Source organism: Mesobacterium pallidum, assembly GCF_019966535.1.
In the GTDB taxonomy this organism is placed as follows: domain Bacteria; phylum Pseudomonadota; class Alphaproteobacteria; order Rhodobacterales; family Rhodobacteraceae; genus Mesobacterium; species Mesobacterium pallidum.
On record NZ_JAIMID010000021.1, the window covers coordinates 22828 to 41454 of the forward strand.

Annotated in this window: 14 protein-coding genes and 1 pseudogene; 13 read left to right on the plus strand and 2 right to left on the minus strand. The window is 61.3% G+C overall.

Annotated features, from left to right (window positions below; all coding sequences use genetic code 11):
• The first annotated feature begins 174 nt into the window (after positions 1-174).
• From MF270_RS23255 to MF270_RS23295, 9 genes are all read left to right on the plus strand, one after another.
• Positions 175-2346 (plus strand): ParB/RepB/Spo0J family partition protein, encoded by a 2172-nt coding sequence (locus MF270_RS23255; protein ID WP_009574128.1) that lies wholly within the window; start codon positions 175-177, stop codon positions 2344-2346.
• Between the two features lie 127 nt (positions 2347-2473).
• A complete protein-coding gene (locus MF270_RS23260; RefSeq protein ID WP_009574129.1) occupies positions 2474-2854 on the plus strand; it encodes a DUF3768 domain-containing protein in 381 nt (126 codons plus the stop codon).
• A 118-nt stretch (positions 2855-2972) separates the two neighbouring features.
• Complete coding sequence (locus tag MF270_RS23265; protein WP_009574130.1) at positions 2973-3269, plus strand: hypothetical protein; 297 nt, start codon at positions 2973-2975, stop codon at positions 3267-3269.
• 78 nt (positions 3270-3347) lie between these two features.
• Entirely contained in the window at positions 3348-3731 is a 384-nt protein-coding gene (locus MF270_RS23270) for a DUF6878 family protein (protein WP_009574132.1), read from the plus strand.
• A 3-nt stretch (positions 3732-3734) separates the two neighbouring features.
• On the plus strand, positions 3735-4211 hold the full coding sequence (locus tag MF270_RS23275) for a DUF6915 family protein (RefSeq protein WP_009574134.1): 477 nt from the start codon (positions 3735-3737) through the stop codon (positions 4209-4211).
• A 105-nt stretch (positions 4212-4316) separates the two neighbouring features.
• The gene (locus tag MF270_RS23280) at positions 4317-4952 is read left to right on the plus strand and encodes a hypothetical protein (RefSeq protein WP_009574135.1); all 636 of its coding nucleotides are present in this window, start codon (positions 4317-4319) and stop codon (positions 4950-4952) included.
• Positions 4953-5465: 513 nt separating this feature from the next.
• Positions 5466-9863: a strawberry notch-like NTP hydrolase domain-containing protein gene (locus MF270_RS23285; RefSeq protein WP_238368166.1), complete on the plus strand. Its 4398-nt coding sequence runs from the start codon at positions 5466-5468 to the stop codon at positions 9861-9863.
• Complete coding sequence (locus MF270_RS23290) at positions 9860-10906, plus strand: DUF7146 domain-containing protein (RefSeq protein ID WP_238368167.1); 1047 nt, start codon at positions 9860-9862, stop codon at positions 10904-10906. Before MF270_RS23285 ends, MF270_RS23290 begins: the two co-directional genes overlap by 4 nt.
• 298 nt (positions 10907-11204) lie before the next feature.
• Positions 11205-12116 carry a DUF2493 domain-containing protein gene (locus MF270_RS23295; RefSeq protein WP_238368168.1) on the plus strand — a complete coding sequence of 304 codons (912 nt, stop codon included), beginning with the start codon at positions 11205-11207 and terminating at the stop codon, positions 12114-12116.
• A 121-nt stretch (positions 12117-12237) separates the two neighbouring features.
• Here the strand turns inward: MF270_RS23295 and MF270_RS23300 are convergent, their stop codons facing one another.
• Positions 12238-12573 (minus strand): hypothetical protein, encoded by a 336-nt coding sequence (locus tag MF270_RS23300; RefSeq protein ID WP_238368169.1) that lies wholly within the window; start codon positions 12571-12573, stop codon positions 12238-12240.
• 610 nt (positions 12574-13183) lie between these two features.
• Here MF270_RS23300 and MF270_RS23305 point away from each other — a divergent pair.
• The 4 genes and pseudogenes from MF270_RS23305 to repC all read left to right on the plus strand — a co-directional run.
• Positions 13184-13519, plus strand: a pseudogene (locus MF270_RS23305) (DUF736 domain-containing protein); the annotation flags it as partial.
• A 168-nt stretch (positions 13520-13687) separates the two neighbouring features.
• Positions 13688-14872, plus strand: a complete 1185-nt coding sequence (gene repA / locus MF270_RS23310; protein WP_238368171.1) for a plasmid partitioning protein RepA — start codon at positions 13688-13690, stop codon at positions 14870-14872.
• On the plus strand, positions 14872-15843 hold the full coding sequence (gene repB, locus MF270_RS23315; RefSeq protein ID WP_238368172.1) for a plasmid partitioning protein RepB: 972 nt from the start codon (positions 14872-14874) through the stop codon (positions 15841-15843). The genes repA and repB overlap by 1 nt, the downstream gene beginning before the upstream one ends.
• A gap of 220 nt (positions 15844-16063) precedes the next feature.
• On the plus strand, positions 16064-17377 hold the full coding sequence (gene repC / locus MF270_RS23320) for a plasmid replication protein RepC (RefSeq protein ID WP_238368173.1): 1314 nt from the start codon (positions 16064-16066) through the stop codon (positions 17375-17377).
• A gap of 12 nt (positions 17378-17389) precedes the next feature.
• On the opposite strand, the gene MF270_RS23325 is transcribed toward repC, so the two are convergent.
• Complete coding sequence (locus MF270_RS23325; RefSeq protein ID WP_238368174.1) at positions 17390-18415, minus strand: tyrosine-type recombinase/integrase; 1026 nt, start codon at positions 18413-18415, stop codon at positions 17390-17392.
• Positions 18416-18627: the final 212 nt, after the last annotated feature.

Below are 18627 nucleotides of genomic sequence, written 5' to 3' on the forward strand. Positions count from 1 at the left end.
TTTCCTCTCCGCTATCGTTCTCGCACTAGTCGTCATCTACTGGTTTTGGATTTTGACACTAAGCCAAGAACTGAAAGTGTCACTTGAGAAAGTCCGAGAAAGGGAAGCCCGGGTGCCGGGCTTGAAAGGATAGAGAGAGCCTCATCCGGGTCCGGCATGACAAGGACCCTGATCATGGCCAAGACCACAACTCGCCCGAAACCCGCCACCTCCAAGAAGACCGAAGCATCCGGATCGGCCGCGCCTGACGGCGCCGCCGACATCCGAATGATCCCGCTCGATCAGTTGGAGCCGAGCCCGCTCAACGTCCGCAAAGTCGCGGCAAGCGCCAGCGATGATGCAGAACTCCTCGCGAGCATCCGCGAGACGGGCATCAAACAGAACCTGGTGGTTCATGCGTTGTCAGAGACACGTTTTGCGGTAGATGCCGGCGGTCGCCGCCTCAAGGCGCTGAAACAACTCGCCGAGAACGGTGTGATCCCCGCAGACCACCCGGTGCCCTGCCTCGTCGAAGATGAGCGCAACGCTGTCCTCACCTCCGCCACGGAAAACCTCCAGCGCGCTGCCATGCACCCGGCAGACCAGTTCGAAGCTTTCGACAAGATGATCGCTGAAGGCCGCAGCGAGGACGAGATTGCGCTGAAATTCGGCGTCTCCGTCGACCTGGTGCGCCGCCGTTTGAAACTCGCTCGTGTCGCGCCCGAGATCATCGAGCAGTTCCGCGCAGGCGATCTGACCCTCGAATGCGTCATGGCGTTCACGCTGACCGACGATCATGATCGTCAACTGGCGGTCTGGAACGCGGTGAAGGGTAGCTATCACATCCATCCTCAAAGCATCAAACGCCAGCTGACCGAGACGGCGCATTCGGCGAACTCGGCCTTGGGGCGTTTTGTCGGTATCGAGGCCTATGAGGCGGCGGGTGGTGTTCTGCTGCGTGATCTCTTCGATGATCGTGCCTGCGCCCATATGGAAAACCCCGACCTCCTCGAGCGCCTCGCTATCGAAAAGTTGCAGGCTGCGGCCAAACCCTTCGAGGCCGACTGGAAATGGGTCGAGGTGCATCTCTCGGTGGATTATGGCGCGTTTCGCAGTTTCGGGCGGGTCTATCCGCAGGATATCGACCCCGATCCGGACCTGCTTGCCGAGGAAGAGCGTCTCATCGCGCGCGAGGAAGAACTGGCGGCGCAGAATGACGGTGAGGATTGGACTGACGCCGAAACCGAGGAATATTACGCCATTGAGCCGCGCCTGCGTGAGATCGAGGCCCTTCAGCGCGAACGGCAACCCTATGCGGACGAAGATCGCGCTATTGCCGGTGTCGTTCTGACCATCGGTCATGACGGGGCGCTTCGGGTCGAGAAAGGCCTCGTGCGACCGGAGGATATTCCGGCCGCGCCCGAGCCCGACGATACCACCAAAAATGCGGATGGCGCCCCCTCCCCTGCCCGGCCACAGGTGACGCCGCCGACCTCCTCCACGCCGGTGCCGAGCTCCGACCCGGCCGCGACGTTGCGCAAAGCCGATGGGATTTCGGCGAGCTTGGCCGATGATCTGCGCGCAACGCGCCAGCATATCCTCAGGGCACATCTCGCGGCGGATTTCGAGGTGGCGTTCGATGCGATGCTCTACGCGCTCTGCGAACAGGCTTTGGGGCGGTCCTACAACAACGAGGCGCTCGACATCTCGATCCGTCCCTTCCAGGTGCAGAACCGCGAGGTGCTGCATGCAGATACTGTTGCCCAAAAGATGCTCGAGGCGCTGGAACAGGATCTCGCTACTGACTGGATGACGCTGGAGAAACCCCAGGACTTCCGGGCGATGTCGGCGCTGCCCATCGCGGACAAGCAGGCGCTGTTCGCCTGGGCAACGGGTTTGGCGGTCAAACCGCAGCTGTCCTCCGACAATCGCCCCTCCCCGATCATCGAAGAGATTGGTGCGCGGCTTGATGTCGACGTCGCGGCTTGCTGGCGCCCGACGGCGCAGAATTACTGGGGTCGGGTCAACAAGGGCCATGCGGTTGCCACGTCGCGCAAGTTGATTGGTGACGACTACGCCGAGGATCGCAATCGCGAGCGCAAGGGCGATATCTCCGCCGCGATGGAGCGGGCTTTCGCGGAAACCGCCAGCGAGACGGAAGGTTTCGACGCCGCGACGGTTGCAAAGACGACGCGCTGGCTGCCCGACGGGATGGTGTTTGCCGGTGCGACTGAGGCCGACGCCAAAATGATTGGCGATGCGTCCGAGGCGGAGGAAGGCGACGTGCCCGCCGCAGACGTACTGGCCGAGGCGGAGAGTGAGGAACCGTCGTCCTTGCCCGCCTTTCTCAGCGGGGACGCGGCCTGACGACGCGAACACCGATCTGATTACCACATGAACTTTGGGCCGTCCTCACATCGAGGGCGGCCCTTTCCGGCTGGCGGGTTGCCTACAGCCGATATCGGATCGGCTGGCCCGTCCCCGGAGACATCCCATGACCACCACCCTTGACCTCGATCCCGTTCGGGAAGCAGCACTGATCGCCACGCAGAATGATGCGTTTCGACGTTCCATCCTCGGAAACACTACTGTTGCCGATGCCCCGCAGGGCCAGTTCGTGATGACACGCGGCGTCGCGGCGCTTGGGCCTGACGCCCAACTGGAGCTCACCCGCCGTGTTGCCGCGTTTGACGGGTTCGATGCCGACAGCGACCCGCAGGGCTGGCATGAGATGGGGGTCATCGAGTTTGAGGACATGACGGTCTGGTTCAAGATCGACTTGTATGACGTCGATTATCAGTACGGTTCGCCCGAGCCCTCCGATCCCGAACAGACGCGTCGCGTGCTGACCCTGCTTCTGCCGTCGGAATACTGAACGCTCACCGCATCTCCAACAGTGTCCCGGAACGCCCTCACCTCGAGGGCGGTCCTTTCGTGCTGCCGGGTTCCAAGGGGCGCGATGCCCGCGTTCCGCCCGCCGCAGGAGACCAGAAATGGCCAAGACACTCGATTACCAGATCACCCTCTATCCCGCGCATCGCGATGGCGCCTTTGTTGTTACCCAGTTCCAGATGCTGGGGAGCTACCCCGAAAAGCGCATCCAGGCCGCTGGCATGGATGACCTGATCGACAAGGTGACGCAGTTCGCGATGGAGCATGGCGAGAGTTGCAGCGCTTCGGTGCGCTGCCTCGCCCCGCGCAAACCGCCTGGGTTCAAGCGCGCGACCGAGAACCTTTATTTCAACCTGGTTGACCGGACAGCTGAAAACCGCGGCGACGCGGCGGCCTGAAGCCCGCTTGAGGAAACCACCAGGGCGGCCTGGCTGAGCGGTCGCCCTCCCCTCTCCCAATTCCAAAGGACCAAAGACATGACACAAGCGACTGATTTCTACGCGCAGATGCTCGAATCTCAGAGACCGGCTGCTGAACAGCGGGTCGAGACCCGTGCGGCGCTTCTCTCCGAGTTGCGCACCCTCGGTGCGACGAGCATCGAGGTGCAATACGAAGGCTACGGAGATTCCGGCAACGTTGAGGATGTCGTGGTGACGCCTGATGCGATCACCCTGACGGAGGAGTTGCGGCGCCGGGTCGAAGACTTCGGTTGGGATTTTGCCTATGCTCTGAGCCCAGGCTTCGAGAACAACGAGGGCGGCTACGGCGAACTGACCTGGTCGCTCGAGGCGGACAAGATCGATGTCAGCCACTCGAACCGCTATATCGCGTCTGCGACCACCGAACACGAGGGACTTTAACACATGGCACATCCCCTCCATCACGCCGAAAGTTCGGCCCGAAAGTTCGGTGGAGTTCCAGATGATTACCAGCATGTGCATGACTGGTTTGACTCATCCAAAGAGCACCTGGCCCTCTTTGTCCACCGAGCCTACCGCCATCATACGGCCGGAATCTATGATGCCCAACGGATCTTCGGACACAGCCTGACCAACAGCGCGGGCCGGGTCGTCCCGATCCGCTGGATTGGCGAGCAGCATGTGCGCGAAGACTGCCAGGGGCGCATCCCGTCGTTGGCGGACTGGCTCGCCCGCATTCAGCCGGAGCCGTGGATGGCCAATGGCCGGATAGACAACGATCCGACGCAGATCGGCAGCGATCCGCGCGCGGTCTGGATCGCGGCGGTGGCCAATCACCAGACCATTCTCGGGTTTGAGGATTGGCTTCTCAAGGTCTCGGTCGAGCACGTCCAGCATCGCCTGAACCGCGACGCCGCCTGATCCGTCGAGCGGCAAACTCACCAACCACCTGACCACGTCGCAATCGACCCGCTCGAGCCCCAACCGGCTCGGCGGGTCGATTGCGTTTCAAGAAAGGATAACGACATGCACGACCCTGTCTACGAGGAGGCCTACCAAGGCCACACCGTCAAGATCTACCATGACACCGACGCCGAAAGCCCGCGTCAGTGGTCCAACCTCGGCACATTGATCTGCTGGCATCGGCGCTATCGGCTGGGTGACAGCCACCAGTTCGACGGTCCCGAGGCGTTCCTACGCGATCTCGCTGGTGTCTCAGACCAGAGCGACCTCTCGATGGACCAGCTGCGCGACCGCGCCGAGTCCAAGTCAGTGCTACTGCCTGTGTTCCTCTATGACCATTCCGGTCTCGCGATGAACACCATCGGGTTCCACTGCCCGTGGGACTCCGGCCAGGTTGGCTATGTCTATGTGACGCTTGAGGCGGTCCGGACGGAGTTCGGTGTGAAACGCGTCACCAAGGCGCTGCATGAAAAGGCTGAAGATATCCTGCGCGCAGAGATCGTCAGCTACGACGCCTATCTCAGCGGCCGGGTCTACGGCTATGTCATCGAGCGCGATGGCGAGGAAGTCGACGCCTCCTGGGGGTTCGTCGGCGACTATGAGACGGGCTGTTTGCCCGAGGCGCGACACGCTGTGCCAGTACCGTCGCCGGGTCAAACACCCCAGTCCGCTGCCGCTCAAGCGCAGGCTCTCCCTTAGAGGCGGGCAAAGGTAACACACAGTCCATTTATTGCGAGAGTCCCAAGTGACCTCGCATTGCTGCAATGCAGAAATGTCATGGCCCGGCTATTGTGCGGTCGCAGCATGACCACTATGCTTCTAATGTGATTGGTTCTCTCCTCCTCCCTGAGCCGATCTAAGCTAAACGGCGGCATACACCTCCTCCCGGATGCCGCCTTTTTCTTTTTCAGAGCTCTTCCTGAAGGTTGTCCGGATACGTACGGCCGCCGATCGGTCGACGACGGACCTGTTTCGGATGCGCAGGCCGCAAACCGCCCAAGACTTAGGCGAGCTGGCAATGCCTCAAGCTGACAAGGGCTTACGCGGCAGCGCCCACAGACCCATCCCCAGATTCTGGGGACAAGTTTCCGCTGCAGGGCGGAGATCAGCAATCCCATGAAAGAGCGAGAGGCAGGGCGGGAGGGGTGACCCCTCCCGGGCGAGAGAGTGCGCACGGAGCTTGGGGCCAACCCTCAACCCCGGAGATTGCCGATGAACGCTCACCCCCATTCCGTCCCGCTTGCCGCCGAGCCCGAAGCCCCTGCCCTGTGCGAGGCTACAGGCTTTGCCCAACATCTCATGCAGGCTGCGACAGCCCTCGTTCCCCTGTTCGAAGCGGGAAGGTCTCTCGACGCCGCTGCCCTGCGCACCGCGATGGAGGATGCCTTCCGCGCCAGCGACACGAGCGGCGCCTGGGTCTGGAAAGACGCCTATGAGGCCGCCGAGATCGCCCAGATCTATATGCTCTCGCGCTACGGCGCATTGATGCAGCGCCAGGCGGCCTCGCCGCAGGCCTTCCTCACAATGATCGAACGTCTCGCCGGCCTGGCCCCGTCGCACACGCGGCGCTCGGAAGACAGTATCCGTCTGCAACAATTCTCGACCCCTCTGCCCCTTGCGGCCATTGTTGCGCAGGCGGCGGGGGTTCGGGCCGACGACCTGGTCCTCGAGCCATCCTCTGGCACCGGCATGCTGGCAATCTTCGCACGGATATCTGGCGCTCGCTTGGCGCTGAATGAACTTGCGGAGACCCGCCGCGCCTTGTTGGGACTGCTGTTTCCCGATGCCGCATTGTCAAACCACGACGCCGCTTCAATCGACGACCGCCTCGACCGGTCCATCGTGCCCTCGGTCATCGTGATGAACCCGCCGTTTTCTGCGGCCAACCATGTCGAGGGCAAGTTCTTGCAGGCCACCAGCCAGCATGTGCTCTCCGCACTAGCACGCCTCGCGCCGGGCGGACGTCTTGTCATCATCACTGGCGAGAGCTTCCGCCCCTCCACGAGATCTTTCCAGTCAACTTTACATCGGATCGCACAAAGCGCAGACGTGGTGTTTTCCGCCGCGATCGACGGCAAGGTTTTCGCGCGGCACGGCACCACGATCGACACGCGGCTCACAGTGATCGACAAACGCCCGGCTGGCGCTGAAGAAACTGAGCCGGTCGCCATCGAGGCCGCCTATCATCCGATCTGCGCGACCACGGGCGATCTCCTCTCCGCAGTGCTCGCGCATTGCCCGGAGCGGTGCAGCCCTCCGCCCTGCCCCACCAGCGCGGCCTTGGCGGTGCCGAAACCCGCGGCGCGGACCAACCTGAACGCCCTGCGCAACGCCGCCCGCCAGGAAACCCGTGCCCTTGCCGAAGAACGTGCGAGGCATCCATTTGACGACATCGCGACGGCACCGCTCGACTATCTGCCGAAAGCCTGGAGCGAACCCGACGGCGCGCTGCAGGACACGGTCTACGAGGCCTATGACCTGCAGGCGATCCGGATCGACGGAGCGGCGGAACATCCGACAGCACTCGTGCAATCCGCAGCCATGGCCTCGGTGCCGCCGCCCGTGCCGAGCTACCACCCGCTCCTGCCAAAGAGCCTCGTCGAGGATGGCCTTCTCTCCGCGCCGCAGCTCGAAAGCGTCATCTACGCAGGCAATGCGCACCAGACGCATCTCAAAGGCTGGTTCAAGCGCGGCGAGATCGAAGGCCAGCTGATGGCGGCGGCCGAGGGTGACGAAGGCGTCTTCCGCCTGCGCAAAGGCTGGTTTCTCGGCGATGGCACGGGCTGCGGCAAGGGGCGGCAGATCGCGGGCATCATCCTCGACAACTGGCTGCAGGGGCGCCGCCGGGCAGTCTGGGTCTCGAAGAGCGACAAGCTCATCGAGGATGCGCGGCGCGACTGGATGGCGCTCGGTGGCCGCGAAAGCGATATCGTGCCGCTCTCGAAATACCGCCAGGGGAGCGACATCCTTCTCCCTGAGGGCATCCTCTTCGTCACCTATGCAACGCTGCGCTCTGCGACACGCGAGGGTAAAGCCTCCCGCCTCGACCAGGTCACGTCCTGGCTGGGCGAAGGGTTCGACGGGGTCATCGCTTTCGATGAAAGCCACGCAATGGCCAATGCTGCGGGAGAAAAGTCCAACCGCGGCGACAAGAAGGCGTCCCAACAAGGTCTTGCGGGGCTCGCACTGCAGAACGCTGTGCCTGATGCGCGCGTCGTCTATGTCTCTGCCACCGGTGCGACGGTCGTCGGCAATCTCGCTTATGCCTCCCGGCTCGGGCTCTGGGGCACCGGTGATTTCCCCTTCGTGACACGGGCCGAATTCGTTGCTGCGATGGAGGCCGGCGGCATTGCCGCCATGGAGATGATCTCGCGCGACCTGAAGGCACTCGGGCTTTATCTCGCGCGGTCCCTCTCCTATGCCGGGGTCGAATACGAGATGCTGGTGCATGAGCTGACGTCCGCGCAGATCGCGATCTATGACAGCTACGCCGATGCCTATCAGATCATCCACAACAACCTTGAAGCCGCGCTTCAGGCCTCGGGCATTTCCTCCGAGACGGGCACCTTGAACGCCCAGGCGAAATCCGCCGCGCGCTCGGTCTTCGAGAGCAACAAGCAGCGTTTCTTCAACCACCTCATCACCGCCATGAAGTGCCCCTCCCTGATCCGTTCGATCGAGGCGGATCTGGCAGCGGGTCATTCGGCGGTGATCCAGGTGGTCTCGACCAGCGAGGCTGTGATGGAACGTCGGCTCGAGGAGATCCCGACGTCGGAGTGGGAGGACCTGCAGGTCGATTTTACCCCGCGCGAGAATATCATGGATTACCTGATGCACTCCTTCCCGACGCAGCTTTTTGAGCCCTACACCGACGAGAATGGCGATCTGCGCTCGCGCCCCGCCCGCGATGGCGATGGCAATCCGATTATCTGCCGCGAGGCGGAGCGGCGCCGCGATGATCTGATCGAGCATCTTGGGGCGCTCGCTCCGGTGCAGGGCGCGCTCGACCAGATCCTCTGGCATTTTGGCGCGGACGCCGTGGCCGAGGTCACGGGCCGCAAGCGGCGTATCGTGAAAACACGCGAAGGACGCCTCAAGGTCGAGAACCGACCCGCCTCCTCAAACCTCGGCGAAACCCAGGCCTTCATGGACGACGCCAAACGCATCCTGATCTTCTCCGATGCGGGCGGCACAGGGCGCAGCTATCATGCGGATCTTGGATCCAAGAACCAGCGCCTGCGGGTGCATTACCTGCTGGAGCCGGGCTGGAAGGCCGACAATGCGATCCAAGGGCTCGGGCGCACCAACCGCACCAACCAGGCGCAGCCGCCGCTTTTCCGGCCTGTGGCGACCAATGTCAAAGGTGAGAAGCGGTTTCTCTCCACCATCGCGCGCCGTCTCGACACGCTTGGGGCCATCACGAAGGGGCAACGCGAGACCGGAGGTCAGAACATGTTCCGCGCCGAGGACAACCTCGAGAGCCCCTACGCGCGCGCTGCGCTGCGGCACTTCTTCTACAAGCTGCGCGCGGGCAAGATCGACGCCTGTTCTTACGCGAAGTTCGAGGAGATGACCGGGCTGACGCTCGATGAGGCGGATGGCACCATGAAAGAAAACCTGCCGCCGATCCAGCAATTCCTGAATCGCTGTCTCGCGCTCCGCATCGACATGCAGGACGCGATTTTTGAGGCCTTCGGCGGGTTTCTTTCGGCCATCATTGAGGACGCGCGCCAAGCGGGCACGCTCGATGTCGGCCTCGAGACCCTGCGCGCCGAAAAATTCGAGATCGTCGACCGCAAGGTCATCTTCGAGCATGAGGCGACGGGGGCGACGGCGACCGCGCTCACCGTGGAGCGCACCGATCGCAACGATCCGCTGACCCTGCCCCGCGTCAAAGCAATCTGCGCCGATACGAAGGGTGCGACGCTGTGCTGGAACACCTCCTCCAAACGTGCTGCGCTGATGGTGAAGGCGCCGGCCTTCATGGATGAGGACGGCGTGCCGATCCTGCGGGTGAAGCTCCTGCGCCCCATGGCGACCGAGATTCACGCGCTGACCGAGTTCTCGAAATCGCACTGGGAAGAGATCGATGATGCGATGTTCGAACAGCTCTGGCAGGCCGAGGTTGAGGCGGTGCCGGAGTTCACCACCTCGAAGATCACGCTGATCTGCGGCCTCCTTCTACCGATCTGGGACCGGCTGCCCGCCGACAACATGCGCATCTATCGCCTTCAGACCGAAGACGGGGAGCGCGCCATCGGTCGTCTTGTTAGCCATGAGCAGCTTCTCAATGTCTACGCGCGGCTCGGGCTCGACTGCCAGATCGAGATGACGCCGCAGGAGGTGTTCGGCGCGGTGATGGAGGCGCGAACGACCCTGAGCCTCCTTGGCGGCTACCAGCTGCGCCGGTCGCTGGTCATGGGTCAGCCGAGGCTTGAACTCATCGGCGCGTCGGGCACGGCCCTGCCCGCACTGAAGGCGATGGGTTGTTTCACCGAGGTGATCCAGTGGAAGACGCGGGTGTTCATCCCGGTGGATGGCACCGACGTTCTGGCACGGGTTCTTGCCGCGCATCCGGTTGGCGCAAGCGCCGCGGAGGCCGCCGCATGATTACGCGGCGCAGCATCGCAGACCTCTCGGCCGATCTGGCAGACCGTGCCGAGAGTTTCTGCCGCCACTATTTCCCCGAAGGGCGCAAGCAGGGCAACTATTGGCAGGTTGGAGATACCTCGGGGGCCAAAGGTCAGAGTCTCGCCATCCACCTGCAAGCTCAACGTGGGCGCAAGGCTGGGTCCTGGACCGACTATGCGACGGGTGAGTATGGCGATCTGATCGACCTGCTGCAGCAACGGCTCGGATCGGTCACGCTCAAGGAAACGCTGAGGGAGGCCCGGTCTTTCCTCGGCGAGGCCCCCTGCCCCACCGTACCTCGTGAAACCCAAAGAGCTGAGCGCCCGGATGCAGATTCCAGCAAACGCATCGCGCGGGCGCGCAAACTCTTTGCCGCTGGCAAGCCGATCCTGGGCACCTTGGCTGCCACCTATCTGCAAACTCGCGGGATAACACGGCTTGGACCTGCCCTGCGCTATCACCCCCGGGTTTTTTTGTGGCAAGGCGAGGACGACTTCGATCTGCCGCAAAAGGCCCCTGCCCTGCTCGCGAAGATCACCGATAATCGGGGCCAGATCACCGGATGCGCAAGGGTCTATCTCGACCCGTCCACCGGCGGTCTGGCCGCGATCGAGAGCCCGAAACGGATCCTCGGGCAGCTTCACGGCCATGCCATCCGCTTCTGGTCCGGCTCACCTCGCAGCGATCTCATTGTCGGCGAAGGGCTCGAGAACACCCTCTCGGTCGGCACGGCTCTCCCGGAGTTCGACCTCGCCTCCTGTCTCACCACCACCCATCTCGGCCTCTTCATTCCGCCATCGGGGATCAAACGCATCTGGATCGCGCGGGACAATGACGAAGCTGGCCATAACGCATCAATGAGATTGCGTAACCAACTGAAATCGCTAGGAATTTCCTGTATTGATCTCGTGCCAAACATGGGCGATTTCAACGACGATCTGCGGGCATTTGGCAGAGATGCGCTGCGCCGGTCCCTGTTAGGGGCCATGAAAGCACAAGGTCTGGAGATCGAGGACGGGTGACCGCCCACCTCCCCAGGGATGTCCGAAAGGGCAAAGGTTCCGCCGGTTTAATCTGATCCCGTTTGGAAAAGGGGAGCGATGGACCGGCGGGTCGGAGCAGAGTGCTCCTCGCCCGCGCAGCAATGCCCCCTGACCCAGAAAATTCCCCTGCCCCTTCGGGCCATTCCTCGCGGGACCAATTTTCCGGCCCGCGGCGCATTCTCCGCTTTGCTCCGATCCTGACGGATGCGGCCCGGTCGCCGCCGGTCCTGTTTTCGCCCCATCCAAATCGGGTCAGATCAAACAGAGGAACCAGACAATGCCCCATCAGACAGACATCCAAGAGGAAACCGGCGTGACCGCCGCCATCCTCGACCACTTGGCACTTCATGGTGCAACGCCGGGACCAGGCGAGACCGATCACCGCCCCCTGCCCCAGCCCGACGAGGTCGACCTCGCCATGGCGACGCTTTTTGAGACCACCATCGGCCTCCTCACCGGCAGCCAGTTGGAAGACAATCTCGAAGAGATGCTCTGGTCCCTCACCTCGATCTTCCATCGCCGGCTTACCCATATCCAGAAGCTCCTCGACGACAACGAATTCGAGGTCCGGGAAAGTCAGGCCATCCAGGATGGTTCCGAGGTCGCCTCGGTCGAACTCGAGCGCCTCCAGATGATCGGGCTGAAGCTCTGGGACCATCGCGACGCTTTCGAGCAGATGCGCGATCTGGCCGTGGACCACTTCTCGGCCGCCACCGGCTCGCCCTGGTTGCCCCGCACCGGATCCAAGGTCTCGCATCGCGGTCTCACCTCCGCCGTGGTGGATAGCCGGGCCTATCTCTCGGCCAAGCGCCGCAAGGAGACCGAGGTGCACTGCCCTGAAGGCACGCGGATCGCCTTCTCGGGCGGGGATTATCAGGCCCACGATCTGATCTGGTCCGTTCTCGATGCCACGCATGCCAAATACCCCGATATGGTGCTGCTGCACGGCGGCACGCCTAAAGGTGCAGAAATGATCGCGGCCCGTTGGGCGGATACCCGTGGCGTCACTCAAGTTGTCTTCAAGCCCGACTGGAAAAGCCACGGCAAGGCCGCTCCCTTCAAGCGCAACGACAAGATGCTCGAGACGATGCCGCAGGGTCTGATCGCCACCCCCGGTTCGGGCATCACCGAGAACATCGTCGACAAGGCCCGCAAGCTCGGGATCCGCATCAAGAGGATCGGGGCTTAAGCCCCGGTTCTACCATGACATCAGTCGGAGCGCCCTCTGCCGTTCGCACTATGAGTTCGCAGAGGTGCGCAGTTCCGCGGCAATTGGTCCGTCAGACTGCTGAGTGTGTGGATGAGTATTTCTAGCTGATCGCTGTCGCGGGACTTCCTGAAGCCTCATGGCGCTCACGTCGTCCCGCGACCAGCGGGATATTCGCCGAGAGGCACCCCATATCGGCCAGGAAACTGACGAGCCCGACGATTGTCTTGAACTCGCGCAATTTGAAGACGCTTCGGCTTGTGACTAGCATCTTCGCATACTGGCCATCCTTCGTCACCGCGTGCACGACCCAGGAGCCATACCAACTGTTATGGCGTTTCTCGGCGGTCTGGTTGCAGATCACTTCGATGAGGTATCCATCTGAGAGCAGATCGCGCAGGCTATCCTCGGTGACCATATTCGGTGTTGCGCCGTCCAACAGCTTGTCCTCTTCACATATGCCGACACGCAACAGGCTTGGAGCGGACCCGAGCTTCTACCTGATCTTCCGAGCCGCATGCGTCGTTGCTCAGTTTCGCGATGCCATACGGGACACCCTCGAAGTTCGCAACGCGGCCGGGATTGAAGTCGTCGGGAAGAGATGCGCGTGTCCTCGCCCTGGCATTTCATCTTCTCCAGCCTGTCAGATCACTTTCTGCTTGAGGCCCCTAATGACACGACCGAGGAACCGAACAGGGGCCGGTGTTGCGTTGCGATAGGTCGTGGTGTGTATCGGAAGATCTGGCGAGACTGTGCAAAGGCCGCTTCGGCATTCTTGGCGTTGGCTGTTGTCTGATCTTCCTTCGCGGCCCCCGCGCTTCTCCCTTTGTCTGAGTTGCATGACATGCTGGTCGCAGCTGTCGTCCCGTCCACAAAGGTTGTCACCGATCTTTTTCCCCTGACCCACCAAAGAACAGGGGTGGGTCATTCCGCGCGGATCAAAAAGACCGGCGCCTGCCCCTCTCCAGCTCACGCTCCGCCTTCGGTGTGGCCGGGCCTTGGCCAGCTGCAAGGTGACCATCATTGCAACGCAAACAAGGAGAAGAGCAATGACCACGAACTGCATCAAATTCACCAGCGCCGACATCGAAACCGCCAAGGGCGTCGGCTCCATCTCGACCCTGACCTTCGACCTCGACATCACGGTCGAACCCGTCGCGAGCACGAACCCGATGGCCCCCACGCACCGCGTCCTCGGCCGCTCCCCGCGCGGCAAGCTGGTCGAGTGCGGCGGCATCTGGAAGAAGCAGAACAAGGAGACCGGCGCCGACTACTACACGCTGACCATCCGCGACCACGGCTTCAATGCCAACCTCGGCAAGGCCGCGAACCAGGATGATCTGTCCCTGCAGGCCGTCATCCCCTGGGGTCCCAAAGACGCTGCCCGACCGTTTACAGCTGTAAACTCTAGAGTAAGCCGGCCCGCGCATGTAGTCTCTTCGTGCTTCAATAGACACTATATAGAGGAAAAATCTTGACTTAGCGCCGTGAATCACGGCTCTTATCCCCAAGTGGCGCGGAAAAGGCCACATTTTCGATTTTGGGGCAACTAGATGATTCCTGTGACACCATTGGCAAACGAGAAGCCTTCAGCGCTCGCGACAGATATTTCCGAGCGGTTGAATGCTGCCATCCGGGAGCATCTGCTTTCTGCTTTTGCCCCGGATAGCACCAAAACTCTACGGTCTTTTTCGGCACCTGAGACGGCAGAACTCCTTGGGGTCTCCGGTCAGTTCATGCGAAAGGTGCACTCAGAAGGAACGATCCCAGAGCCTGAGGATGTTCGTGGAGGGCGGCGCTATTACACGGCGCAAGAGATATGGGATGCACGCGAGATTCTAGAGAAGTCATCACGCAAGAAAGGGCGTTATCTGCCGCGTCGGTCTGGTGATGAAAAGCTGCAAATATTGCAGTTGATGAACTTCAAGGGCGGCTCGAGCAAGAGCACCACGAGTATCCATCTTGCGCATTATTTCGCGCTACGCGGCTACCGAGTGTTGGTCGTTGACCTTGATCCTCAGGGATCACTCACGTCCATGTGCGGCATCAGCCCGGAAATCGAGTTTGATGGACTGACTGTCTATGACGCGATCCGCTACGACGATCCGGTCAGCATGGCTGATGTCGTTGTTCCCACTTACTTCCCGGGGCTTTCGATTGCGCCGTCGCGCCTCATGCTGTCTGAGTTCGAGACTGAATCTGCAGTGCATTCGAACCCCGATCAGCCGTTCTTTACGCGGATCCGAAATGCCTTGTCCCAAGTCGAGGATGATTTCGACCTTGTCTTGATGGACAGTCCGCCCCAGTTGGGTTTCTTGACCATCGCTGGAATGGCCGCAGCAAGTTCTCTGATTGTACCGCTAACGCCTTCGATGTTGGACGTTTCGTCGACCGCTCAGTTCCTTGAACTCGCCGGGGCTTACATGGGGGTGATCGAGGATGCTGGCGCGACGCTGCAGTATGATCACTTCAAGTTCCTGATCACTCGGGATGAGCCGACGGATGTTCCATCACAGCAGCTGACCTCGTTTATGCGTGCGCTATTCCAAGACCGCGTCATGTCTGCGACCGCTCTCAAGAGCACTGCAATCAGTGACGCGACCATGCTCAAGCAGTCCATCTATGAGGTTGTACGCTCAGAAATGACCCGCGCGACCTACGATCGCGCGAAAGGCTCGATGGATGCTGTAGGACAGGAAGTGGAAGTCATGATCCACCAATCATGGGGGCGTAAATAATGGCTAGGAAATCCCTTCGAGATATGTCGGGTATCGCGAACACCATCGCGCGTTCCGGCAGCACTGCGACTGAGAGGCCCCCCAAGACAAGCGCACCTGCGCTAGGAGCTCTTCAGGGGTCACTTGCGTCTATCCGCGAGATCGATCCTGGTCTGATCGACGATTGGGGACCCAAGGACCGACTGGATGAGTTTACAACTGTAAACGCCGAAGATGACGGTGAGGGTTTTGAGGCGCTCAAGAACAGCATCCGCGAAGGCGGTCAACAAGTGCCAATCCTCGTTCGGCGCTCCAAAGCTGCCGAGGGGCGCTTCGAAGCGATCTATGGTCGCCGCAGATTGAAAGCTTGCCGGGAGCTCGGCATTAAGGTCCGTGCCAACGTTCAGGATGTCGATGACGCTACGGCCTTGTTGGCCAAAGGGTTGGAAAATGCGGCGCGTCGCAACCTCTCGTTTTATGAAAAGGCGCGCTTTGCTGAAGCTATCCAAGCTGCAGGTCACGAAAGCGCGACAGTGCGCCAGGTTCTGAATCTTTCCGCATCAGGCCATTCGCACCTGACGAAGGTGACGCAGAATGTCCCGTCCAGAGTTGGAGACTTGATTGGCTCGGCACCCAAGTCCGGTCGGCCGAGGTGGACGGACTTGGCCGAGCTGTTCTTCGAACGGAAGCTCACTGAGAAGGTTGCGCTCAATCTGCTGGCCAAAATCAGCGCCTCATTGACGTCTGATGAGCGGTTGGAAGCGCTGATCAAGGAAGCAACCAAGCGTGGAACGAAAGTGTCCAGCGGTCCTCGTGAGATCACGCCGATGGACGGCGTTGTCATCAAGGCAGGCCGAGGCAGTCTGTCCCTGTCAGTGAAGAAGTCCGGCACAAGTGCCGAGTTCGCAAACTGGCTTGAGAACAATCTCGAGGACATCATCAAGAGATCCTACGCCGAATTTACGGATGTAAACTCGGTGGATGACAAGTAAGGACGAGCAGAAAGGAGGAAAGGTAAACAAAGAAAACCCCCGAAACCGAAGCTTCGAGGGCTGCTGCGCTGAGCGCAATTCTTAGATTAGACACCTAGAATCTAGCAGCCAGCGAATCGCCACACAAGAGAAAACGCTTCTGAGCGAATGGGATTTCTTTGTCTGCTGACAAAATATGGAAAAATTCAGTGATGCTCCGTTTGGAGCGACTGAGGCAGGCATGCCTCAGCACGAGAAAGATATGCTCACCACATGGCAGCCCTCAGGCTGGCGTAAAGCCTCTGCGGGTCTCGCTGCCGCAGAGCAGCTTGCCCAAGCCGGTGAACAGGTAGGAGTACCCAAAACGCGGGCCTTCGTGGCCGTCAAGCGGGTGGGGGCCTACATTGGCCTCAAGGCCGGCGACATGATGCTCCTCGACACGCTCGGGGCCTTCACCCAGGCCCAGGACTGGGAGGAGGGGCAGCGGCCCATCGTCTGGGCGTCAAACGCCTATCTGATGGAGCAGACGGGGTTCTCGCTGTCCGCGCTCAAGCGCCATGCGCGGCGTTTGGCCGAGATCGGCGTGATCTCCTTCCAGGACAGTCCCAACGGCAAGCGGTGGGGCCGCAGGGATGCCGAAGGGCGCATTGTCGAGGCCTATGGCTTCGATCTGTCGCCGCTCTCAGCTCGCGTCGAGGAATTCGAGGAACTTCATGCCGAATTGAAGGCTGAACGCGAGCTCTGCCAGCGCCTGAAGCGCCAGATCACCGTGGCACGCCGTATGATCCGCGCTCGGATCGAGGCGGCCGTCAGCAGCGCGCTGCGCGGGCCCTGGACGCAGTTCACGGGGCTCTTCGAGGAGCTTCTGGACCGGCTTCCGCGTCGCCATGAAGCGTCTGAGCAGCTTGCACGGTTGCTGGGCTGGTTCAAGGAGCTTCAGGAGCGTGTCGAGGCGGCCTATCTCAAGGCAATCGAGGTCGTTCAACCTGTGGAAAACACGCCGGAAACCCGGGAACAAGTTTCTGAGAAGACTCAAGAAATGAACCCCAGGGAGGTCATTTCCGACCCTCATATACTAATTACAAACCAACTTAATCCTGTAACTCGTAATTCCTCAGAAAATGAGGAAGTCGCGGCCGTGGTGCCTAATGCTCAACCCGAAGATCAGGTTGATAGGGAGTTGGAAGAATGGGTGGCAGAGGTGCGCAAGAAGCGCGCGGCGCTGGATCTGCCCACCGTGATGCAAGCGTGTCCTGAATTCGCGGCCTGGGCGCGCAATATGGGCGGGTTCCTGAAGGATTGGGGCGATCTGCACCGGGTTGCCGGGCAGCTCAGGCCGATGATCGGGGTGTCCGAGCATGCCTGGAACGTGGCGCAGGACCGATTGGGCAAACAAGTGGCGACAGCAGCGCTGGCGCTTGTCTTCGAGAAGCATTGCGCCGGCGAAGTGTCCTCGCCGGGTGGCTATCTGCGCGGCATGGTCGAGAAGGCCGGGGCAGGGGAGTTGCACCTCGAGCGCAGCTTCTATGGCAGGCTCAGCGGGCAGGCGGCGTGATGGGGCAGGGGGTCAGAGACCGGCAGCTTTGGTCAGGTTCACCCGGAACCGATCACGCCGGCGCTGGTAGCGGCGGGTCATCTCGGCCGAGGCGTGCCCGAGCTGCTTCTGGACATAGCGTTCGTCGACTTCGGCTGAACTCGCCAGACCGGCGCGCAGGGAGTGACCAGAGAACAGCGACAGGCGTTCCTTTTCGGGCAGTTCGGAGCGGATGCCGGCGTCTAGGACCGTGCGCTTGATCAGCCGGGCCACATGCTTGTCGTTGAGCCGTGTATCGAGGGCGCGCTTGCCATCGCGCGAGATCCCTACAAAGACCGGGCCGAAGTCGATCTTCGCAAAGTGCAGCCATTGCTCGAGAGCATGCACCGGACAGGTCTGATCCTTAGAGCCGCGGCCGATCTCGACCTCGCGCCAACCTGTCTTCGCATTGAGGGTCAGGAGGGCGCCTTTCTCCATGATCTCAATCCATCCGCCGGAATCTGGCGTGTCATCTTTATGTACATCGAGGCTCACGATTTCCGAGCGGCGGAGGCCTCCAGCGTAGCCGAGCAACAGGATCGCACGATCTCGTAGCCCACGAAGATCGTAGGACAGGGCGGCAACCATTGCGAGGATGTCCTCGGCCTGGATCGCTTCCTTCTGCACCGGCGGGCGCGCGTGCTTGCGCTTGATCCCCGCCAGGACCGAAGCAATGTGGCGGTTCTTGCGATCGAGAGTGAACCCCCGTTGCGCGTAGTTCCATGCCAGACCTGAGAGGCGACGCTCGATGGTGCTGACCGAGAGGGTAGGGGACCCGTTGGTCGGCGCGGCCAGGTCGGCCAGATACAAGCCGATCATCTCTGAAGACGGAGGTAAGGGCTCCGCACCCTTCAGCCTGCACCACCGCGCGAAGTGCTTCCAGTCGGCGGCATAGGCCTTGTTCGTGTTCTCAGCCGTCGAGGCTTTGGCGTAGTCCCGAGCGGTGTCGACCAGGCGGTCGAGTGTGCCGGAACCGGCGACATGCACGGGCAGGGTAATCCGATCGTCATCCTCTCTCATAGTAGAACCTCTCTCGTTGAGCTGAAGGCCTTCCTTCGGCCGGACATGGGTTCGCGCAGGTCGACGAGAGAGCATGCCAAAATGCCAGGAAGCGTCCGAACCACCGCCAGTCTCACGAACCCCGACTCGAATTTGGTCCGCTTCAACCTGGTTTGGCATTTCGTCAGGAGTCCAGTGTTTGAGCTAAAGCCTTGTCCACCAATGAAATACGA